Origin of the sequence: Sphingobacterium alkalisoli (assembly GCF_005049105.1) — a bacterium.
Lineage (GTDB): Bacteria > Bacteroidota > Bacteroidia > Sphingobacteriales > Sphingobacteriaceae > Sphingobacterium > Sphingobacterium alkalisoli.
The window spans coordinates 123507-146076 of sequence record NZ_SUKA01000003.1 but is presented as its reverse complement, the minus strand read 5'-3'; the positions used below and the strand labels follow the sequence as shown (position 1 = coordinate 146076).

Genomic DNA, 22570 nt, shown 5'->3' with positions numbered 1-22570 from the left:
GATAAATGAACGTCACTGCACGGAAGTGTCATTTACGACACTTTATGATATAGAATGGAAAGTTTTCCATTACCTCGGTTATTTCAAATAATCCATATTTCTCAAACTCTTTATAAATGGATTCTCTATCGTAAAAAAATATTCTTACGCCACCAAACATTTCAAAGCGGTCTTTGCTGATGTATTTGCCCTGTCCATAGGTTCGCGCATCTTTCGTGATCGCTGTAAAGACCATATCACCCGTCGCTGTCAGCTGATTATAACAGTTGCGGATCAGCTGCGCTCTTTCTACTTTACCCAATAGATGAATCAGCCCATAGCAAAATATTCCATCATATAACCTGCTATCAAAAGGCATGTCATTTACCGAACCATGATAAATAGTCATATCCGTTCCGTAGTGTCTGCTTGCCAATTCTATAGCTGTTTTCGATATTTCGATTCCCGTTACCTCTATCCCACTATCCCTAAAAATCTGTGCATTCCGTCCATAACCTATTCCCGGAATCAGGATATTTTTCGCTGCTCTTTCAACAAAAAAATCTTTAGCCAATAAAGCCGAATGGGCAGGTTCAAACCCCCACATTTCCTGCTTATCGATAAAGCTGGCCTCCCAAAACTCCTTCTTGTTATTGCTTTTCATAACTTTGTGCGTTCTATATTTAGATGGTACATGTTGCGTTTGAAAATGTACCGAGTTAGACCCTTTCGGTATTTAAGGATCTTATGATATGACAAATATAGGGAAAACTTCAGTTATTGCGATGAAGTCGTAATAAAATAATCCTATTTACTTGTGTTAACTATGTAACAGAAAAAAGACACATGAAATGCCGGAATATCTCCCATAAAGGGGAAAAAATTTGTACCTTAGACAAGGTTATCATAGTGTAGTTTAAATTAATTTCCCTCCAGCCGTACGCGTCTGGAGGGATTTTTTTTATACATTTTGCGAAGCTACTTTACTCCAGTTTATCCAGCACCGACCTTAGTTGTTCATCTGATGGCCGCGGTGCATTGACGTCTACTATCTTACCTTCTTTATCCAGCAAAACAAACCGCGGTATCTGTAGGATATTGAAGGCTTTGGAAATCTCTTTATTATCTTGCGCATCCAACCAAACCTGCTCGCCGGTCAATTTTTGATCACGTACGAAATCTACCCATTTTTGGCGATCCGCTACACGGTCCATCGACATACTGACAAAAACAATATTCTTACCCGCATAATCATGTTCCAATTCCTTTAAGAAAGGTATCTCCTGAATACATGGACCACACCACGTTGCCCAAAAATCAATATAGATATATTTCCCTTTCCATTTTTCGAAGGTATACTTAGCTCCTACGGTATCCTGCATACTGATCGCAGGCGCCGGATTTCCTTCCAGCATACCTTCCAGGTGCTGGTACTTATCCTTAACCACTTTCGCCAGATCTGGATACGGACAAGAAGAATCAAATTTCTCGTACAACTTTTTCTTGAAATTAGTCCGTAATGCAAATGCATAATATTCGTACAGCGATCTATCGGAAAGTTTCTTCGCAGCAAAATCAAAGCGATCCCCTGGGTCTGCCGACAACTTAAACGCCTCTTTGAGGTAATAGTCCAAGAAATAGAAATAGGCAATACCTTTATCCATGCGGCTATCATTTACCCGTACGTGCTTTAAAAAATCATAATAGCTAGGATCCGGTTGAAATTCATCCTTCCGGTAGCTGCCCCGCATTGAAGGGTACAATAGCTGCGCCATAATAGCATCGCCGTATATTGTCCACTCGCTCACATGCTTCAGGTGCTTGCTCAACTTACTTTTTTTGTGGTATGATTGTAGGAAGTTATTTCGCGCTTCTTCCCTTTTGGCCACATAAGCTCCGTACTGCGTCGGATCGTATTGAACATAACCAAAGTAATTCTTCAGATGCTTATCCGCATAGCGGTTGAACTGCCAATCCTCCTGGTTCAGGTATTCGCTATCCGCATGATGACGTCCGCTTATCTGTAGGGTTTGCTGTACATCCCCGACCGTTGCCTGCACCACCTGTTTGTCGCCGGGTTGCAGATAGAGGTATACCATTTCCGAACGATTGGTATTGGTCGTCATGGCCGTATCAACTCCATTCCCAAGGGTCAAGGTAAATTTTTCTTCCACCGGCGTAGAGCCAAAGACCAAGAATGCCCGTGTAGGACCGGATATGGAGATTTCGACGCGAAAAGCGCCATGCTCGTCTACATCGACCTCTTCCTTTTGCAAAATACTCAGTAATGCATATTCTTGATAGTTGAGCGATATCGTGCTTCCCTTAAAATTTAAAATCTTACCGGAAATAACTGTTTTCTTTGCAGCCGCGGCGTTAGCAGCATAGGCAAACAGCAGTGTGATGCACAGTATTAAAATTCTTTTCATCCGTTTGTTTTTTTGTGATGTGCTCCATTTGTATAGGTATGCACAAACTTCCGCTTCATTTAGCTTTTAAAAGAAATTTGTTACATACCGCTATAACACGGAGTACGATATGCAAAGGAACGTGCCTAACCGTCCAAGATTTAGCGTACTTAGGCACGTTCTTTCTGCTATTAAAAATCTTTGTTCAGATTGGGGTTGGACGCTACGGCAGTCTCCGGCAACGGTAGATAAATGGCATCCGCTTTCCAACTTGGCTTCAATGCCGGCAAGATATCGTCAGCACGTGTTTTTCCGGCCTGTCCGGTTACACTTGGCCACCTACGCAAATCGTACCAACGATGCCCCCATTCGGCAAATAATTCGACGCGACGTTCCTGTTCAAGAGCCAAACGTACGGCATCCTTGTCGTTGTTTAAAGCCAAACCGTCGAGGTCTGCCCGCGAGCGGATGGCGTTTATATCCGCCTCAGCACCTCCGTAGTTCTGTTGGTTATAACGTGCCTCCGCTCGTATCAGGTATTGCTCTGCCAAGCGGAGCACCATGGTATACTCGGCTACGGGTGTCACCGCAAATCGCGCCTTATATTTGTGCGGAAACTTGTGCGTCACTCCAGCGGCAGTTGTAATTTTACCGACCCAATTCTCGTCTCGGGCATCACCACTTTCAAAGGCGTCATACAGATGGTTAGGAATCAACCGGAATAAAGGCGTTCCTGTCACTAAGTTAGCCGGGATGATCAGGAAACCTTCCCAGGTATTGCGACCATTTGCCGTATTGATGGCTTGGATCTGCCAGATTGCCTCCTCACTATTTTTCAAAAATACTTTTCCGATATCATCCGTAGGCATCAGCTTATACGTCGTATTATTAATTACCGCTGTCGCTTCCACCTCTGCTAAAGCAGACTGGTTTGTGTAAAGATAAGCGCGTGCTAACAAGGCAGACGCCGCTGCTTTATTCGGGCGGATGCGTTCTCCTCCCGCCGTGTTGACTTCCACTCCCTGCGGATAACCTGCAAAGAGACTTTCTTTGGCATCTTTTAGATCGGCAATAATCTGCGCATACACCTCCGTTTCGGGCGAGCGTCCTTTTGTGTTATTTTCGTTCACATTCGTGCCCACGATCAAGGGCACTCCGCCAAAGTTGTTGACCAAATAGAAGTAACAGAAGGCGCGCAGAAATTTCGCTTCTCCAAGCAATTGACTTTTGACATCCGGCGACAAGGCGGTAGATGCTTCCAAGCCTTCTATACACATATTGACCTGGGCAATATACTCATATGGCTGTGTCCATAGTGTATTTAAAAACTGGTTTGATGGTAACACGGCATTGTTTTTATATTCCTCATACGCGGCGGAGACAAAGGCATACGTAAACTCATCCGCCTGCATAGCGGGCAAGATCATAGATAAGACATTGGCAAACTGATAGTTTAGCTGATTCATGCGCCCGTAAACCCCAGTAACCGATGCCGTAGCTGTCTTGTTATCCGAAAATGCCAACTCCGCAGCAATCTCATCCTTTGGTACACCTACATCCAGAAAACTGTCGCAGGCATTTAAGCCCGGTAGAAGGGCTAGAAAAGTGATATATTTAAAAAATCTCATGGTTATTCAAATTTAGTACGTAAAACGAAGACCTACGGTGTAATACTTTAACGGTGGCATCACCCTTCCTTTAGTTTCGGGATCAAAGCCATCGTAATTCGTGATCGTGAATAAATTCTGTCCCTGTCCATATAGGCTAATGCGCTGCGATTTTAGCGCCGGCAACAAAGAAGTAAAATCGTAGTTGATCATCACATTCTTTAGCCGTATGTAAGACGCATCACCCCAGAGTGCGTCCGAATGCCTATAATAAGTATTGTATGCCGCATAAGCCTCATCGTTCGAATTTACACCTGCACGAGGTACATCGCTGGCATCATTGGCTTCTCTCCAACGATCACGTACCGAGGTGTCAAAGTTCACCATGCTGCCCAAGGCCGCGGGAGCCATATAGCCGAAGTTAAGCTGTTCCCCCTCCTGCTTGACAAATTGAAGCAAGAAACTTAAACTCAGGTTTTTGTAGCGCAGCGTGTTATTCACACCGCCGAAGAACTTAGGGGAGCGAGACCCGATTACATAACTATCATCCAATCCCTGGCTAAGTTCCCCATCGCCGCTCAAGTCTGCAAACTGAGGTACGCCCGTCTGTGAATCCACTCCAGTGAATTGATACCCGTACACGATATCCATAGGGTGTCCGATCGCGTAATACTGTTTATTAATATTATCCGATTCCAGCCCCGGATAAGCAACCAGTTTGTTTTTTGCGATAGTCAAGTTGGCAGAGGTATTCCATTCAAAATTCGTGTTTTTTATATTCACTGAGGTCAGTTCAAACTCCCAGCCCCTGTTTTGTACGATGCCGGGCAGGTTCGCTCTATAACCTGAAAAACCCGTCTGAGGTGATAACTTTTGTTCGATAAGCTGATTATCTGATTCATTGTAATAGCGGTTTACATTTAGGGTCAACCTATTGTTAAGGAAACCCGTTTCCAGACCAAATTCCAGTTTACGTGTTGTCTCCCAGCTGTATAGCGGATTCGCGACACGTGTTGGATGAAGGCCCGCTATGCCACCGTAGGCGTACGTATTGAAGCTCCAGGTATCCATAAATCCATAATCACTGATCTGGTCATTTCCAGTTACCCCATAGCTGGAGCGGAGCTTTCCAAATGTTAGAAACGAACCCTTATCCTTCAGAAAGCCTTCCTCCGAGAATACCCAAGCGGCACCTACGGAACCAAAATTACCTACCCTTCTATCCGGACCAAAGCGCGACGAGCCGTCCCTTCTAAATGTACCATTCACTATATATTTATTGAGCCAGTTGTAGGTCAGGCGTGCAAAACCGGCTTGATATCTATATTTGGAATACCTAAATCCATTGGATCGTACCGATACTGCCGCATTAATATTATTCAACTGGGTATCTGAGGTGAAGCCTTCACCCACGAAATAGGTCCCCTCACGGGTTCCCTGTTGCCAGGTCGCTCCGGCCAATACATCCAGCTTACCCCAACTGGTATCCCATAAGTAGCTTACCTGTGGTTCGATACTGTAAGAGTCGTAAGATCCATTGCCCAGATAGGAGCTGCTTCCAGCACCTTGCAGTGGGTTAAACGATGTACTCGGATACATCTGGATCTGATTGAGCCCTGTGTGGTTGTAGCCCAACGTCGTCGATATATTAAGATTCGTTATCGGGCTATAGCGGATTATTCCACTTGCCAACAACGTCTTATTACGTGTCTCGTGCCTACGTTCTAAAAACGCATAGGGATTTTGTGTATTATTATACCAATAGAACGAACCATCTTCGTTGTAAATTGGCATATTCGGCGGCAGGTTGTAATATTGGCTTACATCTGTCGCCATGGCATCGTTGAAATCTGCCGTATAATTTGCTGTTGCCGAGACGGAAAATTTCCCATCCGGCGTATTGTGGTTTACGCTCAGCATACCAGCACCTTTATTATAGCCGTTATCTCCGGGCTGTACGGTTGTCTCTTTACGCAGCGTACCCGTCAGCAAGAAACTCGTGCTTTCGGAGCCGCCTCCAATAGAGGCGTTTGCTTCCGTTAATTTGGCAGTACCGCCCATTAATTTTTTCTGCCAGTTTTGATCCAGATTTTGATCCCATTCAAATAGATCCGGCACCGTCGGTTCCGGCGTCTCACCCGAATTCGCAAATGCTTCACGGCGCAGCTCCAGATACTCCTGAGTCGACAGCATTTCCACCATATTGGTCACCTTTCCGGCTCCGGTATAGGCGTTAAAATTAACTGCAGTTCTTCCCGCTTTACCTTTCTTCGTCGTAATTAAGATTACACCGTTAGCACCACGTGATCCATAGATTGCTGTTGCATCGGCATCTTTCAGCACATCGATCCGCTCTATATCGCTCGGATTGATCCCAGCAATCGGGCTCTGTGCGCCGTTATCACCATTGAACATGTTTAACGACTCCGAGAAGTAAGGAACCCCATCTACAATGTATAGCGGCGAATTGTCCGCTGCAATGGAATTTAATCCGCGCAGACGCACATTCGGCGAAGATCCCGGCAATCCGTTAGCCGAGCCAATATCCAGACCGGCAATTCGGCCCTGCAAGGCTTCCAAGGCATTATTGACTGGCGCACGTGAAATTTCTTCGCTGCTTATAGAGGAGGTCGATCCCGTGCTCACGCGTTTACTTGTCGTACCGTAGGCAATTACCGTTACTGCATCCAGATTACCAAAATCCGGCGACAGCAGCACCTCCTGTCCATCAGCGCTAAATGTTAGTTCCTGCGTTTGATAACCCAGATACGATACCTGCAACGGTACGCTTCCAGCGGTCTTCAGTACGAATTCGCCATTCTGATCTGTCGACATGACTATATTAGTACCTTTTACACGTACCGTAGCCCCACGCACAGGCTCCCCGTTTTCGTTGCGTACGGTTCCTCTCCGTGCAGACTGAGCTACACCCTCAACAGGCTTTTCCGTAGCCTCATCACTGGCGGGAACATTTTTTTTCTTTTTGATAACAACGGTCTTTCCGACCTGGCGATACGCTAGATCGGTATTCGTCAATAGATCTTCCAAAATGGCCTCCACATTGTTGCTACGCCGTGTCGTTCGTGTCTGTTTATATTTCACGACATCACCGCTTACATAAGTAAACCGTATGTTTGTCTGCTTTTCCAACGCTTTAAAAGCTTCCCGTAAAGAGATACTTTCTGTGGGCAACGAAGCCCTGATCTCAGCCAGATTCTGCGCTGAAGAATTGGCCGCGACCATCGTCGCAAACCATGTTAATAATACTGCTAGTGCGGATATTTTCATCAATAATCTCCTATTGCACTTCTTTCGAAATAAATGCATAATTTTGGTAATGATTTAGTATAACGTAATCTGTGTATTGAATCCTTTAGCCATTTCCGGGGTCCAGCCGGAATGGCTTTCATTTTTCTTGTACTCTATCTGGTCATTTTCACTTCATAATCTTGTCTTTTAGTTGTTTAGGTTAAAAAATTACATACTCTTTATTTTCCATCTTGATTGCTGTATCTGTCAATGTAGCCAATACCTCGAGTACGTAGGCCGGGTCGCTATCTTTGAGCACCGAAAGGGTAATGATTTCGTCACGTAAAGAAGCCTTATCCAAACGAATTTTAACGCGGTAGAACCGTTCTATATCGGCTATAACAGCTGCAATAGGCTCATCTTCATACTCCAGGTATCCCGATGTCCAACTGCCCACGACTTTGCTTTTCAACTCCTTTTCTTTCACCGTTCGGAAAGTTGTAGTCGAGCGGACCGGCACGTTCACCTCTTGATTTTGGATCAACGTCGCCAACGTTTCATTTCGCTTTGAAACCATGACCTTTCCCGTTTTCACCGAGACCTGTATTTCCTTCATATTGGGATAGGCTTTGACATTAAATTTTGTTCCCAGTACCTTGGTCTGCACATCACCCGTATGCACAATAAAAGGCCAGTTTTCCGCATGCTCCACTTCAAAGTAAGCCTCACCTACCAGTGTCACTTCACGCGGTTGTCCACGTTTAAATTCTTGAGGATATTGCAGCTGCGAGGAAGAGTTGACCCACACTTTGGTGCCGTCGGCGAGCAGGATGACCTTGTTCTCATCTGGGGCAGCATGCTTGATAACCTGTACCTGTACCTCCGAGCGGTTCGTTATCGGCCAATACTGATAGAGCAAGCCCGCTAAGAGCAGCAGCAATGCACAGGCCGCCACGCTGAGATACGTTTTCGATTTAGTGGAACGATGGCGAGGTAATGAAATTTCCTTCTCCGTAAAAGTTTGAGGTAGATCCGCAGCGTGGGGCGACTCCCAGAGCTTTCCCATATCATCAATATACGTTAGTGATGGATCGTCACGTTTGAGTTGTTCATACAGTTCTTTAATCAATAGTGCGATATCGTCATCATACTCGGCCGATCGAATAATAGCGAATAGTTCGTCCAGCTCCTGACGGTTTGCCCTGTTGTAAAAATACTGTTTCAGTAAATAGTTAACTCGTTCTTTCATCTTGCAATCTATACTAAAGACGAAGCTCAAGACACGATGTCCTATCTGAATTTTGTTTTTTTTACATTTTTCTTAAAATGTCTGCATTATTGATCGTTACTTCATGTTTATTTTATCTAAGTTTGTATTAATCCCTTAAGTTTAAGACCGGCCGCGACAGATTTCCGAAAGAATCGATCACTTTATCGCCGCCGATCACGCAAAAATATAGCTCTAACGCACGGTATGAAGGCAAAGGATGAATCTAAAGACGAAAATCAACTCACGAGCGATGGTGCCACGCATCAACCGCAGGAAGATTCGTTGCATCTTTTGTTTAACGATATCTTTCTTTCGTACGAAAAGCCACTCTTCAAACTAGCCTTCAACCTCACTAAAGATAGCGACGTAGCCCGCGATATCGTACACGATGTTTTTATGAAGCTCTGGGAGATACGCCATCAGCTGCATGAGATCCAATCGGTCGAATCCTTTCTATTTATCCTTACGCGTAACAAGGTGATGGATTATCTGCGCAAAGTATCTTCGGATGCCCGCCTAAAACAAGCGATCTGGGAGTCCATGCAGGATCTTCTCACCGAGCAGCCCAAAGGGATCGAGGAAAAAGAGGTTCGGGAAGGCCTTCAGGAGGCCATTAACCAACTGCCTCCCCAGCGAAAAGTAATTTATCAGTTACGGGATGAAGGCTATCCGTATCAAGAAATCGCCGATAAACTGCAGATATCAAGGCATACGGTAAAGAACCAGATCAGCTCTGCGATCAAGTCTATCCGTCAGGTAATGGAAAAGTTTTTAATTTTATAGTCTGTATATTATCATCTCCTCGCCATGAACGCCGGGCTCCCAACTTGCACGGCGAGGAGAAATAGTTAATGTACCACGCCTTTGATATCTTCTAACGATTTACCCTTAGTTTCTGGTATGAATAGAATGAATACGAAAGATAACACCACCATTATGGCGTAAAAAAGGAAAACATAAAATCCTCCCTGCGGTATGCCTTCTACAATTACTGGAAAAATCCAAGATATCAGCGCCGCAAAGATCCAATGTGTCGTACTACCCAAAGATGATCCCTGAGCCCGTACTTCGTTTGGAAAAATTTCGGCCAGAAACACCCAGATCACCGCCCCTTGCGATAAAGCGAAGGAGGCTATGAAACCAAGGATATAATACAGCAGCATATCCGAGTTATCTCCTTTCAATCCATAAGCTGTCAATAAAAGAAAGAAAAACATCCCTACAGCTCCTGATAAAAGAAGCTTTTTCCTTCCTATCCGATCAATAATGCTCATACCGATCAACGTAAAAAACACATTGGTTCCACCGATAAATATGGGTTGCAGGTAGCTGAGCTGGGCATCGTATCCAGCCATTTCGAAAATACGGGGTGCATAATATAATATGGCGTTGATCCCTGTCATCTGATTAAAAAAAGCGAGCAATACCGCAAATAGAATGGGCTTTGCATACCTCAATTGAAACAATGCCGTTTTTGTATTGAGGTTTTCATTGCTTGAGGAGGATTGCGTCTCTTGACCCAACAACTCAAAAACAGACCTAGCCTGATCCATTCCCTTGTGTAAGGCCAGCCAGCGTGGGCTTTCCGGTATTTTTTTTAATAAAATATAGAATAATAACGCCGGAAGAGCCATAATGCCCAACATGTAGCGCCAAGCATCTTCGCCTATACCTGCAAAAAGAAAATTAGTGAGGTAGGCTACGAAAATACCCGTCACGATCATCACCTGAAAAAGCCCCGTGAGCTTTCCTCGATCCTTGGAAGGAGCTATCTCCGAAATATAGACCGGCCCTACAACAGAACTGATCCCGACCGCTAGCCCGCCGAGAAAACGAAATAACAAAAAGACAGACCAATACGTCGATACTGCGCAGCCAACTGCTGAAAACAGATAGAGTAATGCGATAGCGATCAATATCGGTTTACGACCATACCGGTCTGAGAGACGCCCTGCGATCACTGCCCCGATAATGGTACCGATCAGCGATATTGATACGGTGAGACCATGCCAAAAAGCATCCAAAGCCCATAAGCGCTGAATGATCTGCTCCGCACCAGATATTACTGCGGTTTCAAAGCCAAATAGAAAGCCTCCTAAAGAGGCGATCAAGGCAAATTTCCAAACGTTTTTCATCAAAATAATTTTTCAAATTTTAAACTAATCATTTAAATTCCAAGTGGAGGCCATTCCCAAAAAGAGGTTCATTTCATCCATGGATGCTATTTTAACAGGTATAGATTGCTCTTGCTCCAGTTCTTTCAAAAATAGCTCGTGTGCCTTCGCGATACTTCCCCCTAGTACGATCACATCCGGATTCAGCGGCCTAATATACATCCGGATAAAATCCAGTAAGGCATCTGTCAGAAATGTAAATGCAGCCGTTCTCTCCTTTTCCTTCCCCATCACCTGTACTACTTCTTTCACATTCTTAAACCTGTAGTCGGTTTGTGTACTTAGAAAGTCAAGCACACCACGCGTAGAAATGTAATCCTCAGCAATTCCATCTCGAAAATCGGCAGAACCATAATTCAAATCCTTCAGCTCCAGTGGGCTGTATAGCGCTGAACCTAGTCCAGTACCGAGCGTAAGCCCCACCACGGTTTTATCTCGCCAGCGATAGTGGTACACCTCTCCAAGCAAAAATGCGAGGGCATCATTGAAAAAGAAGACTCTCTCGGGACGGAAACCATAGCGATCAGCAAAGTAACTTTTGACATCCATATGCAGCAGCGACTGATATTTGTGCATGCCATCCATCAAACAGATCCCTTGCTCGTAGTCAAATGGGCCTGGTATAGAAACAAACACAGCCTGCATTTTGCCTCCAGCCCGATGCAGTACCCCCGCAATCGCACGATCCCATTCCAAAAGGATATTTTCTCTGGTACCCTGGCTATCCACCTGTTCGTGAGCCAGTGCGCCCTTGTGCAAACTCATCGATTGTCTATCCAACACAGCAGCTGTAATATGCGTGCCGCCGATATCTATACAAAGTATCAAGTTACTGTCCATGCGTATTAATTTGATTGAGGTAGTGGGTCAAATGGACTTGGGTTGCTTGGATCAAAGACAGTAACTCCTACTTTTGAATCCGCACAGCCGTAATATAGAAACCACTTTGATTTGTAGTATACCAGCCCTTGGAGAAAAACGGTACCATCAACATACTGTCCACTTTTTTCAAAATCTTCGATGGGTCGCATAAAAGGCGTATCAAGCCTTTCTAGTACTTTGGTCGGATCATTTTTATCAAAAAGTACCTGCCCCGCGCTGTAAGTTCCTAACGTAAACCGTGAATCAGCGTATTCGATCTGATTGTGGTTTTTACCGTTGTACAACAATACAATACCTTTATCGGTCAACACCGCCGGTGGGCCACATTCTGTCAGGGCACTATCAAAGTATCCCGGTCTCGTTTGGATGAAATCTACCAGCTCTCCTTTTTCATCCAATACCGGTTCCCAGTCAATGAGATTGTCCGAGGTAGCCCCTTTCACCCCATGTTCGCCCCAATACATCCAATACTTGTCATTGATTTTAGTAATCACCAGCTTATCATTTTTTAAGGTCGTCAAAATCGATGCAGACTTATGTGATGTTTCCATCAGTTTCGTATACGTAGATTTAGCGAATATAGGACCATGTTTTTCCCAGTTTCTCAAATCCTTGGAAGTAGCCACTCCCAATCGGGGCGTATCCCTATTCCATTGGGTATAAAATACAACAAAGGTTCCATCTTCCGTCACAGCTACACGTGGGTCTTCCACTCCTCCTGGCCATTCATATTGTTTCTGCTCGTCCTCAGCTGGATACAATACCGGCTCTTTCGCACGTTTAAAATTAAGTCCATCCGTACTACTGGCCAATCCCAATCTGGATGTTCGGAAACCAATGCCGATACCGAATTTATCTTCCGCACGATAAAGGACAAAAACGGTGTCGTCTTTAACCACTGCTCCGGGATTAAACGTATCATTCTCTTCCCATCGAACCATTTTGCCCGACATCGGATCTAAAAATGCTGTCGTGGAATCGGGGGAGATTACCGGATTCACACCCTCCGGTCGAGCGAAACCACCGATTGTCCAATCGGGGTTCGAGGTTTTCTGTATGTGCTTGCTGTCTCGGCAGGCTCCTAATGCAACCGTGGTTGCCAAAATTATAAAATGTATTCTTCTCATAATCAATTATTATATCCGTCGTTTTGCGCTATTTTACCTACTGTCTTATCCACTTCTGTTTGCGGAATCGGGTATAGCATATGCCTTTTCAAGAATGGCTTACCCATAGCAATCAGTGTTGTTTCTGCAATATTCCAACGTCTTAAATCAGACAGCCGATGACTTTCCAAACCCAGTTCGACCCGTCGCTCATGTTGCAGCCACTGCATGGCCAGATTCGCATCCGTAATGCTGGTGTTGCGATCTGGCAACACACTGTTATTGCCTGCACGTGCGCGTTCGCGAACTTTGTTGATCAAGGCTACGCCAGCAGACACCTGATTATCCTTGATTAATGCTTCTGCCCTCCAGAGTACCACGTCTGCATACCGGATATAGATCCGATTTACCGGCGAGTTGTCGTTGCCTTTATAATTTGCATTCTGCGCTCCCAATAACTTATATATAGCCTGATCGTTTGTATTGACCGTATATGTCCTGCGTGGATCGCCACTTTCAAAAGCCGCTAAAAAATTCGTAGATGGTGCCATAAATCCCCAACCCATTAGTGCCGTGAAACCATTTCCTCTTATTGGCTGCATACCAGGCTCATGATCGTATATAAATATATTTTCCTTTTCTATATAGGTCTTCGTGTCGTCAAAGGCATCGAAGTAATTCGTATTCAAGTCGTAAAAGCCCAACTGGTCCAAGGTATTAATCTGAGTAACCACCTCCTTCCAGTTCCCTTCAAACAAAGCTACCTTCGCCAATAGTGCAATAGCAGCACCTTTAGATGCCCTCCACCTTTCGCTTTGATTCGTATATTTCGCATTGGGGAATCCATTTATGGCCTCTTGAAGATCTGCCTTTATCTGTTCATATACGGCTGCCTTTGGGGTTTTTACCGCGACCTCATAGGCTTCGTTAAAGTCTCTCAAAGGTTGCAATACCATTGGGACATCGCCAAAATATTTCACGAGATCAAAGTAAAAAAATGCACGAAGAAAAGAGGCTTCTGCAAGTAATTGCGTTCGCTTTGCTTCCGCCATATTGATCTTAGCTACCGTTTCTGGATCCGTCAATTGGAAGATCGCCATATTGCAGCGAGATATTCCTTCATAATTAAATTTCCAAATACCTGCAAAAGCGCCGTTTTCAGCTGTGAAATTGTAGTTGGCTACATCATCCATCCAAGCCTGATCACCATCGGGCGTCCATTTTTTCGTCGCATCACCGGCGGCTATGTCTTCCAATAAAAAATCAGGACGAATTACAAGCCCTCCTGTCCAGTCCCATTCACCAAATAAATTAAGTGTATATGATAGCGGACGATACGCATTATCAATTCCAGTTACTACAGTACCCTCCGTTGGATCCACCTGCACCTGTTCCTGTGTCAGGATTCCTATAGGTTCTTTATCTAACCATTTGGAGCAGCTAGCGAAACACAATAGCGAGCCGATTGTATATAGAGTTAAATTTTTCATGATTTAAAAGTTAAAATTAAGACCTAACAAAATGGATTTGGACTGCGGGTATGTACCTCGGTCTATCAAATCGGTAGTCTCCGGATCCAGTCCTGTATAGCTGGTCCATGTGTACAGATTTTGAGCAGATAGATATATCCGCGCATTGTTCAATCCGTATCGATTTAAGTACTTGCCAAATGAATAGCCTAGCTCGACATTTTTCAAACGGAGGTAAGATGCATCTTCGATGTAAAGTGTCGAAAATTTACTGACACCAGTATCTTCGAATGCCACACGTGGCAAGGTATTGCTGCTTCCTTCGCCATTCCAGGCATCCAGCATTCGGGTCGTATAATTAAAAGGACGGGTATCAAAATTTATAATACGCATACCGTCGTTATAGCGATCCACATCGTCTACGCCTTGGAAGAAAATGTTCAGATCAAAGCCCTTATAGTCTATACTACCAAATAATCCATAGCTCCATCTCGGAATAGGATTGCCAATAAAGCCCCTATCCGCATCGTTAATAATGCCATCATTGTTCAAATCTTTAAAGCGAAGATCGCCTGGTTTACTGTTTGGAGTTGCTACCCCATGTTGGTGTGCCAGTACTTCTCCTGCATTCTGATAGATCCCCTCCATTTCATAGCCGTAGTAAACATCTAGCGGCTGTCCGATCTCTGCCCGAGATACCTCACCGATAATACGTGGTACATTTTCATGCAAAGAGGCAACTTCGTTCTTTATACCCGTCAAGTTTCCTCCAAAACTGTAGCTTCCCCCATTTCCGAAGGTATTTCGGTAACGTAAATTCAATTCAAAACCTTTATTTTCCACCTGCCCAGCATTCACATAGGTTGCGTCTACGTTTCCTACAAAGGTAGGAAGGCTTACAGCCAACAATATATCGTTTGTTTTTTTATGGAATATATCCACATTTAGCTCCAATTTATTGCTGAACAAACGCATATCAACACCGAAATTATTCTGTAAAGTGGTTTCCCATTTTAGGTTAGGGTTTCCGTACCGTGTTATATTTCCTTCTCTGCTAAATAAGGTTAAGTAAGCATAATTGGTAATATTCTGATTACCTAATTTGCCCGAACTACCTCTAAATTTTACATAATTCAAAAGATCGTTTTCGGGAAAAAAATCCTCATTACTCAATGTCCATCCCACGGCTAAAGACGGGAAATAACCCCATTTATTATCGGAGCCAAATCGTGTTGACGCATCGGCGCGTATGTTTCCGGTTACGCTATAGCGGCTTTTATACGAATAAGTAGCTGAACTAAAAAGAGAAAATAAAGCCCATTCTTGCGCATACCCACCATTCCATAAGTCTTGTGCAGTACCTCCCAAATCCATATACTGGAATCGATCCAACGTATATTCAAAACGTCGCCTCGACGCATTGATCGAACTGCTTTGATTATTGATAAATTCGGTACCGGCCAGCGCATTGATCTGGTGATCCCCTAAGGTCTTATCATAATTAAGTACATTATTCCAGGTCAGCGTATAATCTTCACCTCTATCTTCGTTCAGTCCGTTCGGCCGATTAATCCGTCCTAGTCCCACATCTATAGTCGGATCTACCCGTTCGTCATCGCCAAAATTAGCCATGAATGCCTTATTGTGATTAAAGTTCAATTCAAGACCGACCGTAGAGCGGAACCGAAGTGATTTATCTTTCAATATATCCACCCCAGCTTCGACGTTTCCGAAAAGTTTGAATTGCTTTTGATTGTTGTTAGAAAAGTGCGCTAAGGCGACTGGATTTTGGCTCCATTCGTAAAGACTCGACTGGAAATTTGTAGGACTTACATAAAATGGTAAGTCTGTAAAGGGATTTTCGGCAGCGTAAGTAGGATCGCTTGGATCCTTATATAAGCCCAAAACGGGAGGTCTCAATAATGCATGTCGAACAATACCTGGAGAATCTCCACGAGAAGACACGACCATTTTATCTTGATGATTCAACAGTATATTGGATTTGACCTCAATCCGATCGGTCAGTTTAGCATTAATATTCGAACGCAGTTCAAGACGTCTATAGCGGTCATTATTATACACCACTATACCATCCTGATCATAATAGCCCGTCGACAACATATAAGTTACTTTCTCGGATCCTCCTGAAGCAGACAGTTGGAAACTGTTTGTTTTTCCATTTTCAAACAACTCACCTAGCCAGTCGGTATCCGATAGATCAGTACGCATTTTTTGAGCGGTGTATGGATTTGTTCCACTCGAATTCGTGTTATTCCAAGCCGTTTCCAACGTGTTTAGATATTGGCTGGTATTCATCATTGTTGGTAGATTTGTAGTCTGCTGTATACCGGTAAATGCATTGACATCAAACTTGGCCTCACCGCTTTTCCCTTTTTTGGTCGTTACCAAGATGACGCCTGCGGCGGCTCTAGAACCATAAATGGAAGCAGCCGAAGCGTCTTTCAATACCGACATAGACTCGATATCCGCAGGATTTATAAAACTAAAATTCGTGGTGGGTACTCCATCGACAATAAACAATGGGGAATTGTTTCCAATGGTACCTACCCCACGTATCCGGATGTCAATGGCATCACCAGGCTGCCCCGTAGACTGCGTCACGTTAACGCCCGCAGTCTGCCCCTGAAGCAGCTGCCCCACATCCTGTACCCTACGCTTATCTGCCACAGACATATCTACACGCCCCACTGCACCGGAGATATTCGATTCCCGGAGACTGTTGTAACCCATTACCACCACCTCCTCCACGTCTAGCACGGCACTCACCATTCGAACGTCCAATTGATCGCTAGTTTGTAGTGTTGCGCTGTAACGTTCGTAACCTGCGTATGTAATCTCTAGTACATCGCCGATTTTTCCAGTAATCGTAAATAGACCATTAGGATCTGTAACGGCTATCGTATTATTGGTAATATTTCTAACAGACGCACCCTGCAAAGGTGATCCATCTTCGCCTACAACGCGACCTTTGTAAGGTTGTTGTACAGATTTGGTTGCCCTTATTTCCCTATCATTAGCTTCATAAGCATATGATTCAGGAGTGCACAGTATGGCACAAACAATATAGCTACATATCGTTCCCAAATAAATTGAAAATTTAAATTTTGACATAACGACTTATAATGGTTATAAAAAGTAATTTGCAAAACCGGTTTTGCAACTAAGGTAAAGGTATATCATAAAACATTAACTTCCAAATTTATTTTTTCAGCGAGTTTAAGGCCAATTTACAGTAAGATCGCCACCGCCTGATACCTCCGCTTCGCGATGACGATGATATTACTATCACAACAACGTTACTACTCGTCACTGCGAGGAGGTACGACGCGGCAGTCTTTTCACAACGTATAACGGTAAGATTGCTTCTTCGCTGCGCCCATCGTGATGACGACCAAAGTACAGGCTCATCGCGATGAACGGAATCGTAGTACGAGCATTAAAAACAAATTATTCTTGGAAATATTGATAATATGTCTATTTTTGTTAATATGGGATATTTGCATTGCTAATACGGTTTTGCTATGCATACTTCGGTTAAGTTATAAACATACGACGCTGTGCGAAAGTCCGGCATTATTATGAATAATACAAAATAGATATAGATGAATAAATTATTGGGTTTAGGGATTGCGATGGTAATTACAAGCAGTATCCTAGCACAGGAAACAAACAAAAAATCATTTCTCGGAAAAGCCTTGGAAACGCTTTCCCATATCGAACAGAACTATGCTGTTGAAGATGGCCAACAACTTTTCCGGGAAACGTATCCGTACAACAACAATTACAACGCCAGCTATCTAGGCGGTGGAGAGAATTCAACTAAATCCAACCTCTACTCCTATCTCTGGCCTTTTTCGGGAAGTTTATCCGCTTACGTAGCCGTACTCGAAAAGACTGATGCCCGCAAGACCAAAGCACACATTGACAAATCCGTGTTGAAAGGACTGGAACAATATTACGATAAGCGGCACCCCGCCGGCTACGCCTCCTATGTGAATAGCGCACCTCAATCGGATAGGTTTTACGATGATAATATCTGGTTGGGGATCGATTTTGTCGACCTATACTTACATACCCGCGAAAAGCGGTATCTGGATAAGGCATTGGAAATATGGACCTTCGTAGCCAGTGGTATGGATGATAAACTCGGTGGCGGCATTTACTGGTGCGAACAAAAGAAAGAATCGAAAAACACCTGTTCCAATGCCCCGGCCGTTGTATACCTGTTAAAGTTATACGAAGCAACCAAGATAAAAACGTATCTCGAGGAAGCTATGGAACTGTATGCCTGGACGAAAAAGAACTTGCAGGATCCGTCCGACAAGCTTTATTGGGATAATGTCAGTTTGAGCGGAAAAATAAGTAAAGCTAAATATCCTTACAATACCGGACAGATGATCCAATCTGCTGCCTTGCTTTACAAGATCACAAAGGAAAAACGGTTTTTAGAAGAAGCACAAGAATCCGCCCAATCTGGACTGGATTATTTTTTCACTGCACCAAATAGTGCGAAAAACAGCAACAGTTACCCTGTTTTGAAAAGAAGCGACAACTGGTTTATAGCAATTATGTTGCGCGGCTATATCGAGTTGTACCATCAGGACAAAGATCGGCGCTATATTGATGCGTTTCAGTCCAATCTAAACCATGCGTGGCATGCTATGCGCGACGACAACGGACTGTTTGGAAAAGATTGGTCGTCCGATGCCGCTACTTCCAAGCAAAAATGGCTATTGGATCAATTTGCCATTGCCGAAATGTATGCCCGGCTGGCCGGGTTATAATAGTAGATATACCAAAAATGCCGTTCATATGCATGGCATTTTGTTATTGAGAGCTATGCCTGATGATTAAATCAGAAGGGATGATCGTATCGCGAAATGCAGCATCAGGGTTATTAATCTGCGCCATAAGTGTTGTGACCACCTCTTTTGCGATTGCTTCCAACGGTTGTCTCATACAGGATACCGTCGGATTCAAAAGCTCAAATAGTTCATGGTCATCAAAAGACAACATACCATAGGCTTTATCTTTTTGCAATGACTGAACCACTTTTAGGGTAGATACACAGAGGTAATTGGTGCTAAAATATAAAGCATCAAGCTGTGGATTATCAACAAGAAACTGCTTTATAATTTCCATGCGTTCCGCCAGTACCATACGATAAGGCAAGGTAAGTATCGATTTTTCCTTTTGCTGTAATTCGACAATTTCATGATACCCACGTAGGCGGTCTAGCATCTGCGGCTGCTCCGAATCAATCGTAATCATGCCAATTGCCGAAAAACCACTATCAAAGAGATGCTCAACAGCCTTTTTACTGGCCGTATAATTATCGGTACCCACATAATTCGTCGGTATCTGTGGAATACGCCTATCAAAAATCACCAGTGGCGTCTTACTGTCCAGCAACTGCAGTACCTGATCCTCCTGTCCCATCGCGGGCGCCAAAATCAACCCTTCCAATTTCTTGTCTACCATTGCGGTCAGAATTGTACGTGCAAGATCCAGATCGCCCAGTGTACTGCTGTACAGCACATGATATCCATAAGGGCGTAAATACTCTTCTATATATAGCGCTATGGGGCCAAAGAAGGAGTCGCCGATATTTTCAACAATCAAACCGATGGTATTAGACCTGCCGGTAGCCAGGCTTTTTGCAAGCGCATTGGGCTTATAACCAATCTCTTCCACATAGTCCAAAATACGTTTAGCCAACGACTGGCTAATACGTGCCTGCTCTGCCTTCCCATTGATGACAAGGGAGACCGTAGACTTCGAAACCTTTAAATGCTTTGCAATTTCATTAATTGACATACCTTCTTAGCGACAGACGAGCTACAAATATAATTAAAACTGTTCACTCGTGAGTTCACTATTTGCTCTGGTTCACCACCATATACCCTTTGCAATAGCATTTAATAATAGATTGGAAAAGTTCTGATGCTACAGCCAAGCGTTCTGAATAGCTTTGGCGCCAAGTTCTACTAAATTGTTGCAGGCCGACTTTGAAAATATACTCTTTCTATGCGAATCTACCGTATACTTTGAGATATGAAGTAGCGCTGCAATTTCAATCGAACTTTTTCCAGAAAGCACGAGCTTCAACACTTCCTTTTCCCGTTTTGAAAAGAAATCCACCGTAGGCAAAAGGTTTGAACTTACCGTGAGCACGTTATGAAATGATGGTTCGCCTTCAAGCCCTATAAAAGATAATCCCAACGGTCTGTCATCCGTTTTCAAATGTGTAATATCAGTATGTACACCCAGTACCCGTATCACGCTTCCTTGTTCATCACTTTGGATCGTAGTCACCTGTTGCAATATATACTTATATGTACCATTTGCGCAGCGCAGGCGATATCCGTAACTTACTTTGTATTTCATGACCTTTTCGGGTGGCAGGTTTGTAAAAAAATCCGTTACTTTTCGTTCATAATCAATAAAACGCGTCTTGTCGTCTGGATGTATATTATCAAACAACCATTCTACTGAAAACCCACATCCCACATTGCCCACAATATTTTCAAAGCGATCACTTACAAACTCAATCGCTACCGTACAGGCATTAAATATATAGTAATAATAATCGCCAACATGAAATAGCTCTAATAGCTTTTTATAAACCTGTAGTTCAAAAGAAGCAGGTGTACTACCATTTTGGTGCTTGGCGATCTGAAGCCAAGTTTGTTTCATTTCGTCGAATTGGATAAGCTCCATGACCAGATTCAATTATGTAGGTTAATACTAATGCTAAAGTTACGTAAAAAGACAATAATTAACAAGATCCTGAACTAAATCGCTCCCCAGAGATTTTCTCACTAACCCATTCGGGCTCCTTTAAATCAAAAAACAAGATAAGTAGACATGAGGTCTCCGAATCTTGCTTTAGTTCAGATCAATTGATATACTTAAAATTTAATACGGAGACCAAGTAGAGGTGCTTTTGCCCATGGATCATACGAGGGGTGTACCTGAACAGAGAGTTTTTTTAGCGTATTGTACCTCAGTTCCGCTTCCTTGTATTCGCTTGATCCTTTCCCATATTGGAATGACCATATCAGATTAATAGCCCCACTGCCCACAAAATAAATACCTGCTAGCACACCAGCCGTCTGTACCCATACCCCGGGCGTTGCGTCTCCCAGCTCCGCATCTTCGTCTATTATCTCACCCAGTTTCCATGCCCCGTAGAAAATACCAGTACCTACAACCGGGTGCAACCAAGCCCTTCTGACATACTTTTTTCTACTGTATAACTCTTCATTCATCACTTGTAATTCTTTTTGCATTTTAATATTCAAGGCATACTTACTCCTATAAGTAGAAAACATATCTTCTATAAATTTATTTGCCTCTTCATATTGCCCCCACAACAAATAAGCCCTATGAACCTGTTCAATAGCAAATTCATCCCCCTTATTTATGGCATCGTTATAGTACATATTCATTAATACCGTTGCCTTTTCACTATTTGCCAGATTTCTTAGTCTATTTTTTTCCCTTTCTTCTGATTTACGTTGTTGTTCACTTTGGATCAGGTCCATCACATAGTCGGTTATTGCACCTGCTACCTCTTCCGTCTGTTGGCGTTCCTCCGCCATGCGTGTTTGGTTTGCCTCCAGATTACGCAGTACCTGGTCAAGTTCCGCTTGTTTACGCTGCCTGTCTGCCTCTGCAGATCCATTCGCTGTATTGTTGGTCTTTACAGGTTCCGTATTCCCAAAAGACGTACCCGTCGTGGGTACGGAAGCCTGCTTTGCTGCTTCCTGTCTGCGTTGCCAAGCAGCTAGCTCCTGTACACTCGCATTTGCAGCAGGACGCGGATCCGCTGTTACTGTTTGTGTAGTCGGGTTCGTTGCTTCTTCCTTTTGCGAGATGGTGGACTGCTGCTGAGCTGTATTCGAAGCTTGCGCCGATGACTGGCGCGTTTTTGCCGAAAAACTCGTCAATCGCGCCGACTGCACCCCATTTTTACATCCCTTTACTTCCGGAATCGCGATCGTGTAACCGCCCTCACTGTTCGTTTTTCCGGGACTAATACTTATATCCTTCGCAGAATAAGATTTAGTACCACCACATTTAAACGTAAATTCCACAGTGTATGATACAACATATAAATCCGATACGTGATCGTTGGTCGTAAGGATATCTGCGGTATATCCCAGATTTTTCACCTTCATGGAGATAGAAAGGTGTTCGGTATTTAACGTGATAATTTCCTGAGCCGAAACCATAGTAACGGATACACAAAAAAGCAGTATAACAAGATATTTTAGCATTATTTTTTTTGGATAAAGTTAGGCCGTGGATAACATGTCATCAATACCGATTAGTAGTGATTTTTTCACCTTATCCCTTCCATTTCTTTCCATAAGGCAAGTCTACCTCCTACTGTATTGTTT

General features: G+C 43.7%; 15 protein-coding genes. 2 read left to right on the top strand and 13 right to left on the bottom strand.

Annotated elements, in window-relative coordinates:
• Positions 1–28 precede the first annotated feature (28 nt).
• The 5 genes from FAZ19_RS10270 to FAZ19_RS10250 form a co-directional block, all read right to left on the bottom strand.
• Positions 29–643 (bottom strand): class I SAM-dependent methyltransferase, encoded by a 615-nt coding sequence (locus tag FAZ19_RS10270; protein WP_136820643.1) that lies wholly within the window; start codon positions 641–643, stop codon positions 29–31.
• Positions 644–962: 319 nt separating this feature from the next.
• Positions 963–2408 (bottom strand): TlpA family protein disulfide reductase, encoded by a 1446-nt coding sequence (locus FAZ19_RS10265; RefSeq protein ID WP_136820642.1) that lies wholly within the window; start codon positions 2406–2408, stop codon positions 963–965.
• A gap of 170 nt (positions 2409–2578) precedes the next feature.
• Complete coding sequence (locus tag FAZ19_RS10260) at positions 2579–4015, bottom strand: RagB/SusD family nutrient uptake outer membrane protein (RefSeq protein ID WP_136820641.1); 1437 nt, start codon at positions 4013–4015, stop codon at positions 2579–2581.
• 12 nt (positions 4016–4027) lie between these two features.
• Entirely contained in the window at positions 4028–7282 is a 3255-nt protein-coding gene (locus tag FAZ19_RS10255; protein WP_229707522.1) for a SusC/RagA family TonB-linked outer membrane protein, read from the bottom strand.
• A gap of 181 nt (positions 7283–7463) precedes the next feature.
• Entirely contained in the window at positions 7464–8492 is a 1029-nt protein-coding gene (locus FAZ19_RS10250; RefSeq protein WP_136820639.1) for a FecR family protein, read from the bottom strand.
• A gap of 225 nt (positions 8493–8717) precedes the next feature.
• Here FAZ19_RS10250 and FAZ19_RS10245 point away from each other — a divergent pair, with 225 nt between their 5' ends.
• Entirely contained in the window at positions 8718–9296 is a 579-nt protein-coding gene (locus tag FAZ19_RS10245; protein WP_136820638.1) for an RNA polymerase sigma-70 factor, read from the top strand.
• Positions 9297–9361: 65 nt separating this feature from the next.
• Here FAZ19_RS10245 and FAZ19_RS10240 read toward each other — a convergent pair whose 3' ends face one another.
• From FAZ19_RS10240 to FAZ19_RS10220, 5 genes are read right to left on the bottom strand one after another with little or no spacing between them, the layout of a single operon-like run.
• Entirely contained in the window at positions 9362–10648 is a 1287-nt protein-coding gene (locus FAZ19_RS10240) for a sugar porter family MFS transporter (RefSeq protein ID WP_188876124.1), read from the bottom strand.
• A 24-nt stretch (positions 10649–10672) separates the two neighbouring features.
• A complete protein-coding gene (locus FAZ19_RS10235) occupies positions 10673–11527 on the bottom strand; it encodes an ROK family protein (RefSeq protein ID WP_136820636.1) in 855 nt (284 codons plus the stop codon).
• A 5-nt stretch (positions 11528–11532) separates the two neighbouring features.
• Entirely contained in the window at positions 11533–12696 is a 1164-nt protein-coding gene (locus tag FAZ19_RS10230; RefSeq protein WP_136820635.1) for a glycoside hydrolase family 130 protein, read from the bottom strand.
• A gap of 2 nt (positions 12697–12698) precedes the next feature.
• Positions 12699–14165 (bottom strand): RagB/SusD family nutrient uptake outer membrane protein, encoded by a 1467-nt coding sequence (locus FAZ19_RS10225; RefSeq protein WP_136820634.1) that lies wholly within the window; start codon positions 14163–14165, stop codon positions 12699–12701.
• Between the two features lie 3 nt (positions 14166–14168).
• On the bottom strand, positions 14169–17276 hold the full coding sequence (locus FAZ19_RS10220) for a SusC/RagA family TonB-linked outer membrane protein (protein WP_136820633.1): 3108 nt from the start codon (positions 17274–17276) through the stop codon (positions 14169–14171).
• A gap of 491 nt (positions 17277–17767) precedes the next feature.
• Between FAZ19_RS10220 and FAZ19_RS10215 the strand changes: the two genes are divergently transcribed.
• A complete protein-coding gene (locus tag FAZ19_RS10215; protein ID WP_211245484.1) occupies positions 17768–18949 on the top strand; it encodes a glycoside hydrolase family 76 protein in 1182 nt (393 codons plus the stop codon).
• A 43-nt stretch (positions 18950–18992) separates the two neighbouring features.
• Here FAZ19_RS10215 and FAZ19_RS10210 read toward each other — a convergent pair whose 3' ends face one another.
• The 3 genes from FAZ19_RS10210 to FAZ19_RS10200 all read right to left on the bottom strand — a co-directional run bounded on the left by FAZ19_RS10210 (position 18993) and on the right by FAZ19_RS10200 (position 22447).
• Positions 18993–19982 (bottom strand): LacI family DNA-binding transcriptional regulator, encoded by a 990-nt coding sequence (locus FAZ19_RS10210; RefSeq protein WP_136820632.1) that lies wholly within the window; start codon positions 19980–19982, stop codon positions 18993–18995.
• A gap of 129 nt (positions 19983–20111) precedes the next feature.
• Positions 20112–20861, bottom strand: coding sequence for a LuxR C-terminal-related transcriptional regulator (locus tag FAZ19_RS10205; protein ID WP_211245483.1), 750 nt, complete (start codon positions 20859–20861; stop codon positions 20112–20114).
• 215 nt (positions 20862–21076) lie between these two features.
• Complete coding sequence (locus tag FAZ19_RS10200) at positions 21077–22447, bottom strand: hypothetical protein (RefSeq protein ID WP_136820630.1); 1371 nt, start codon at positions 22445–22447, stop codon at positions 21077–21079.
• Positions 22448–22570: the final 123 nt, after the last annotated feature.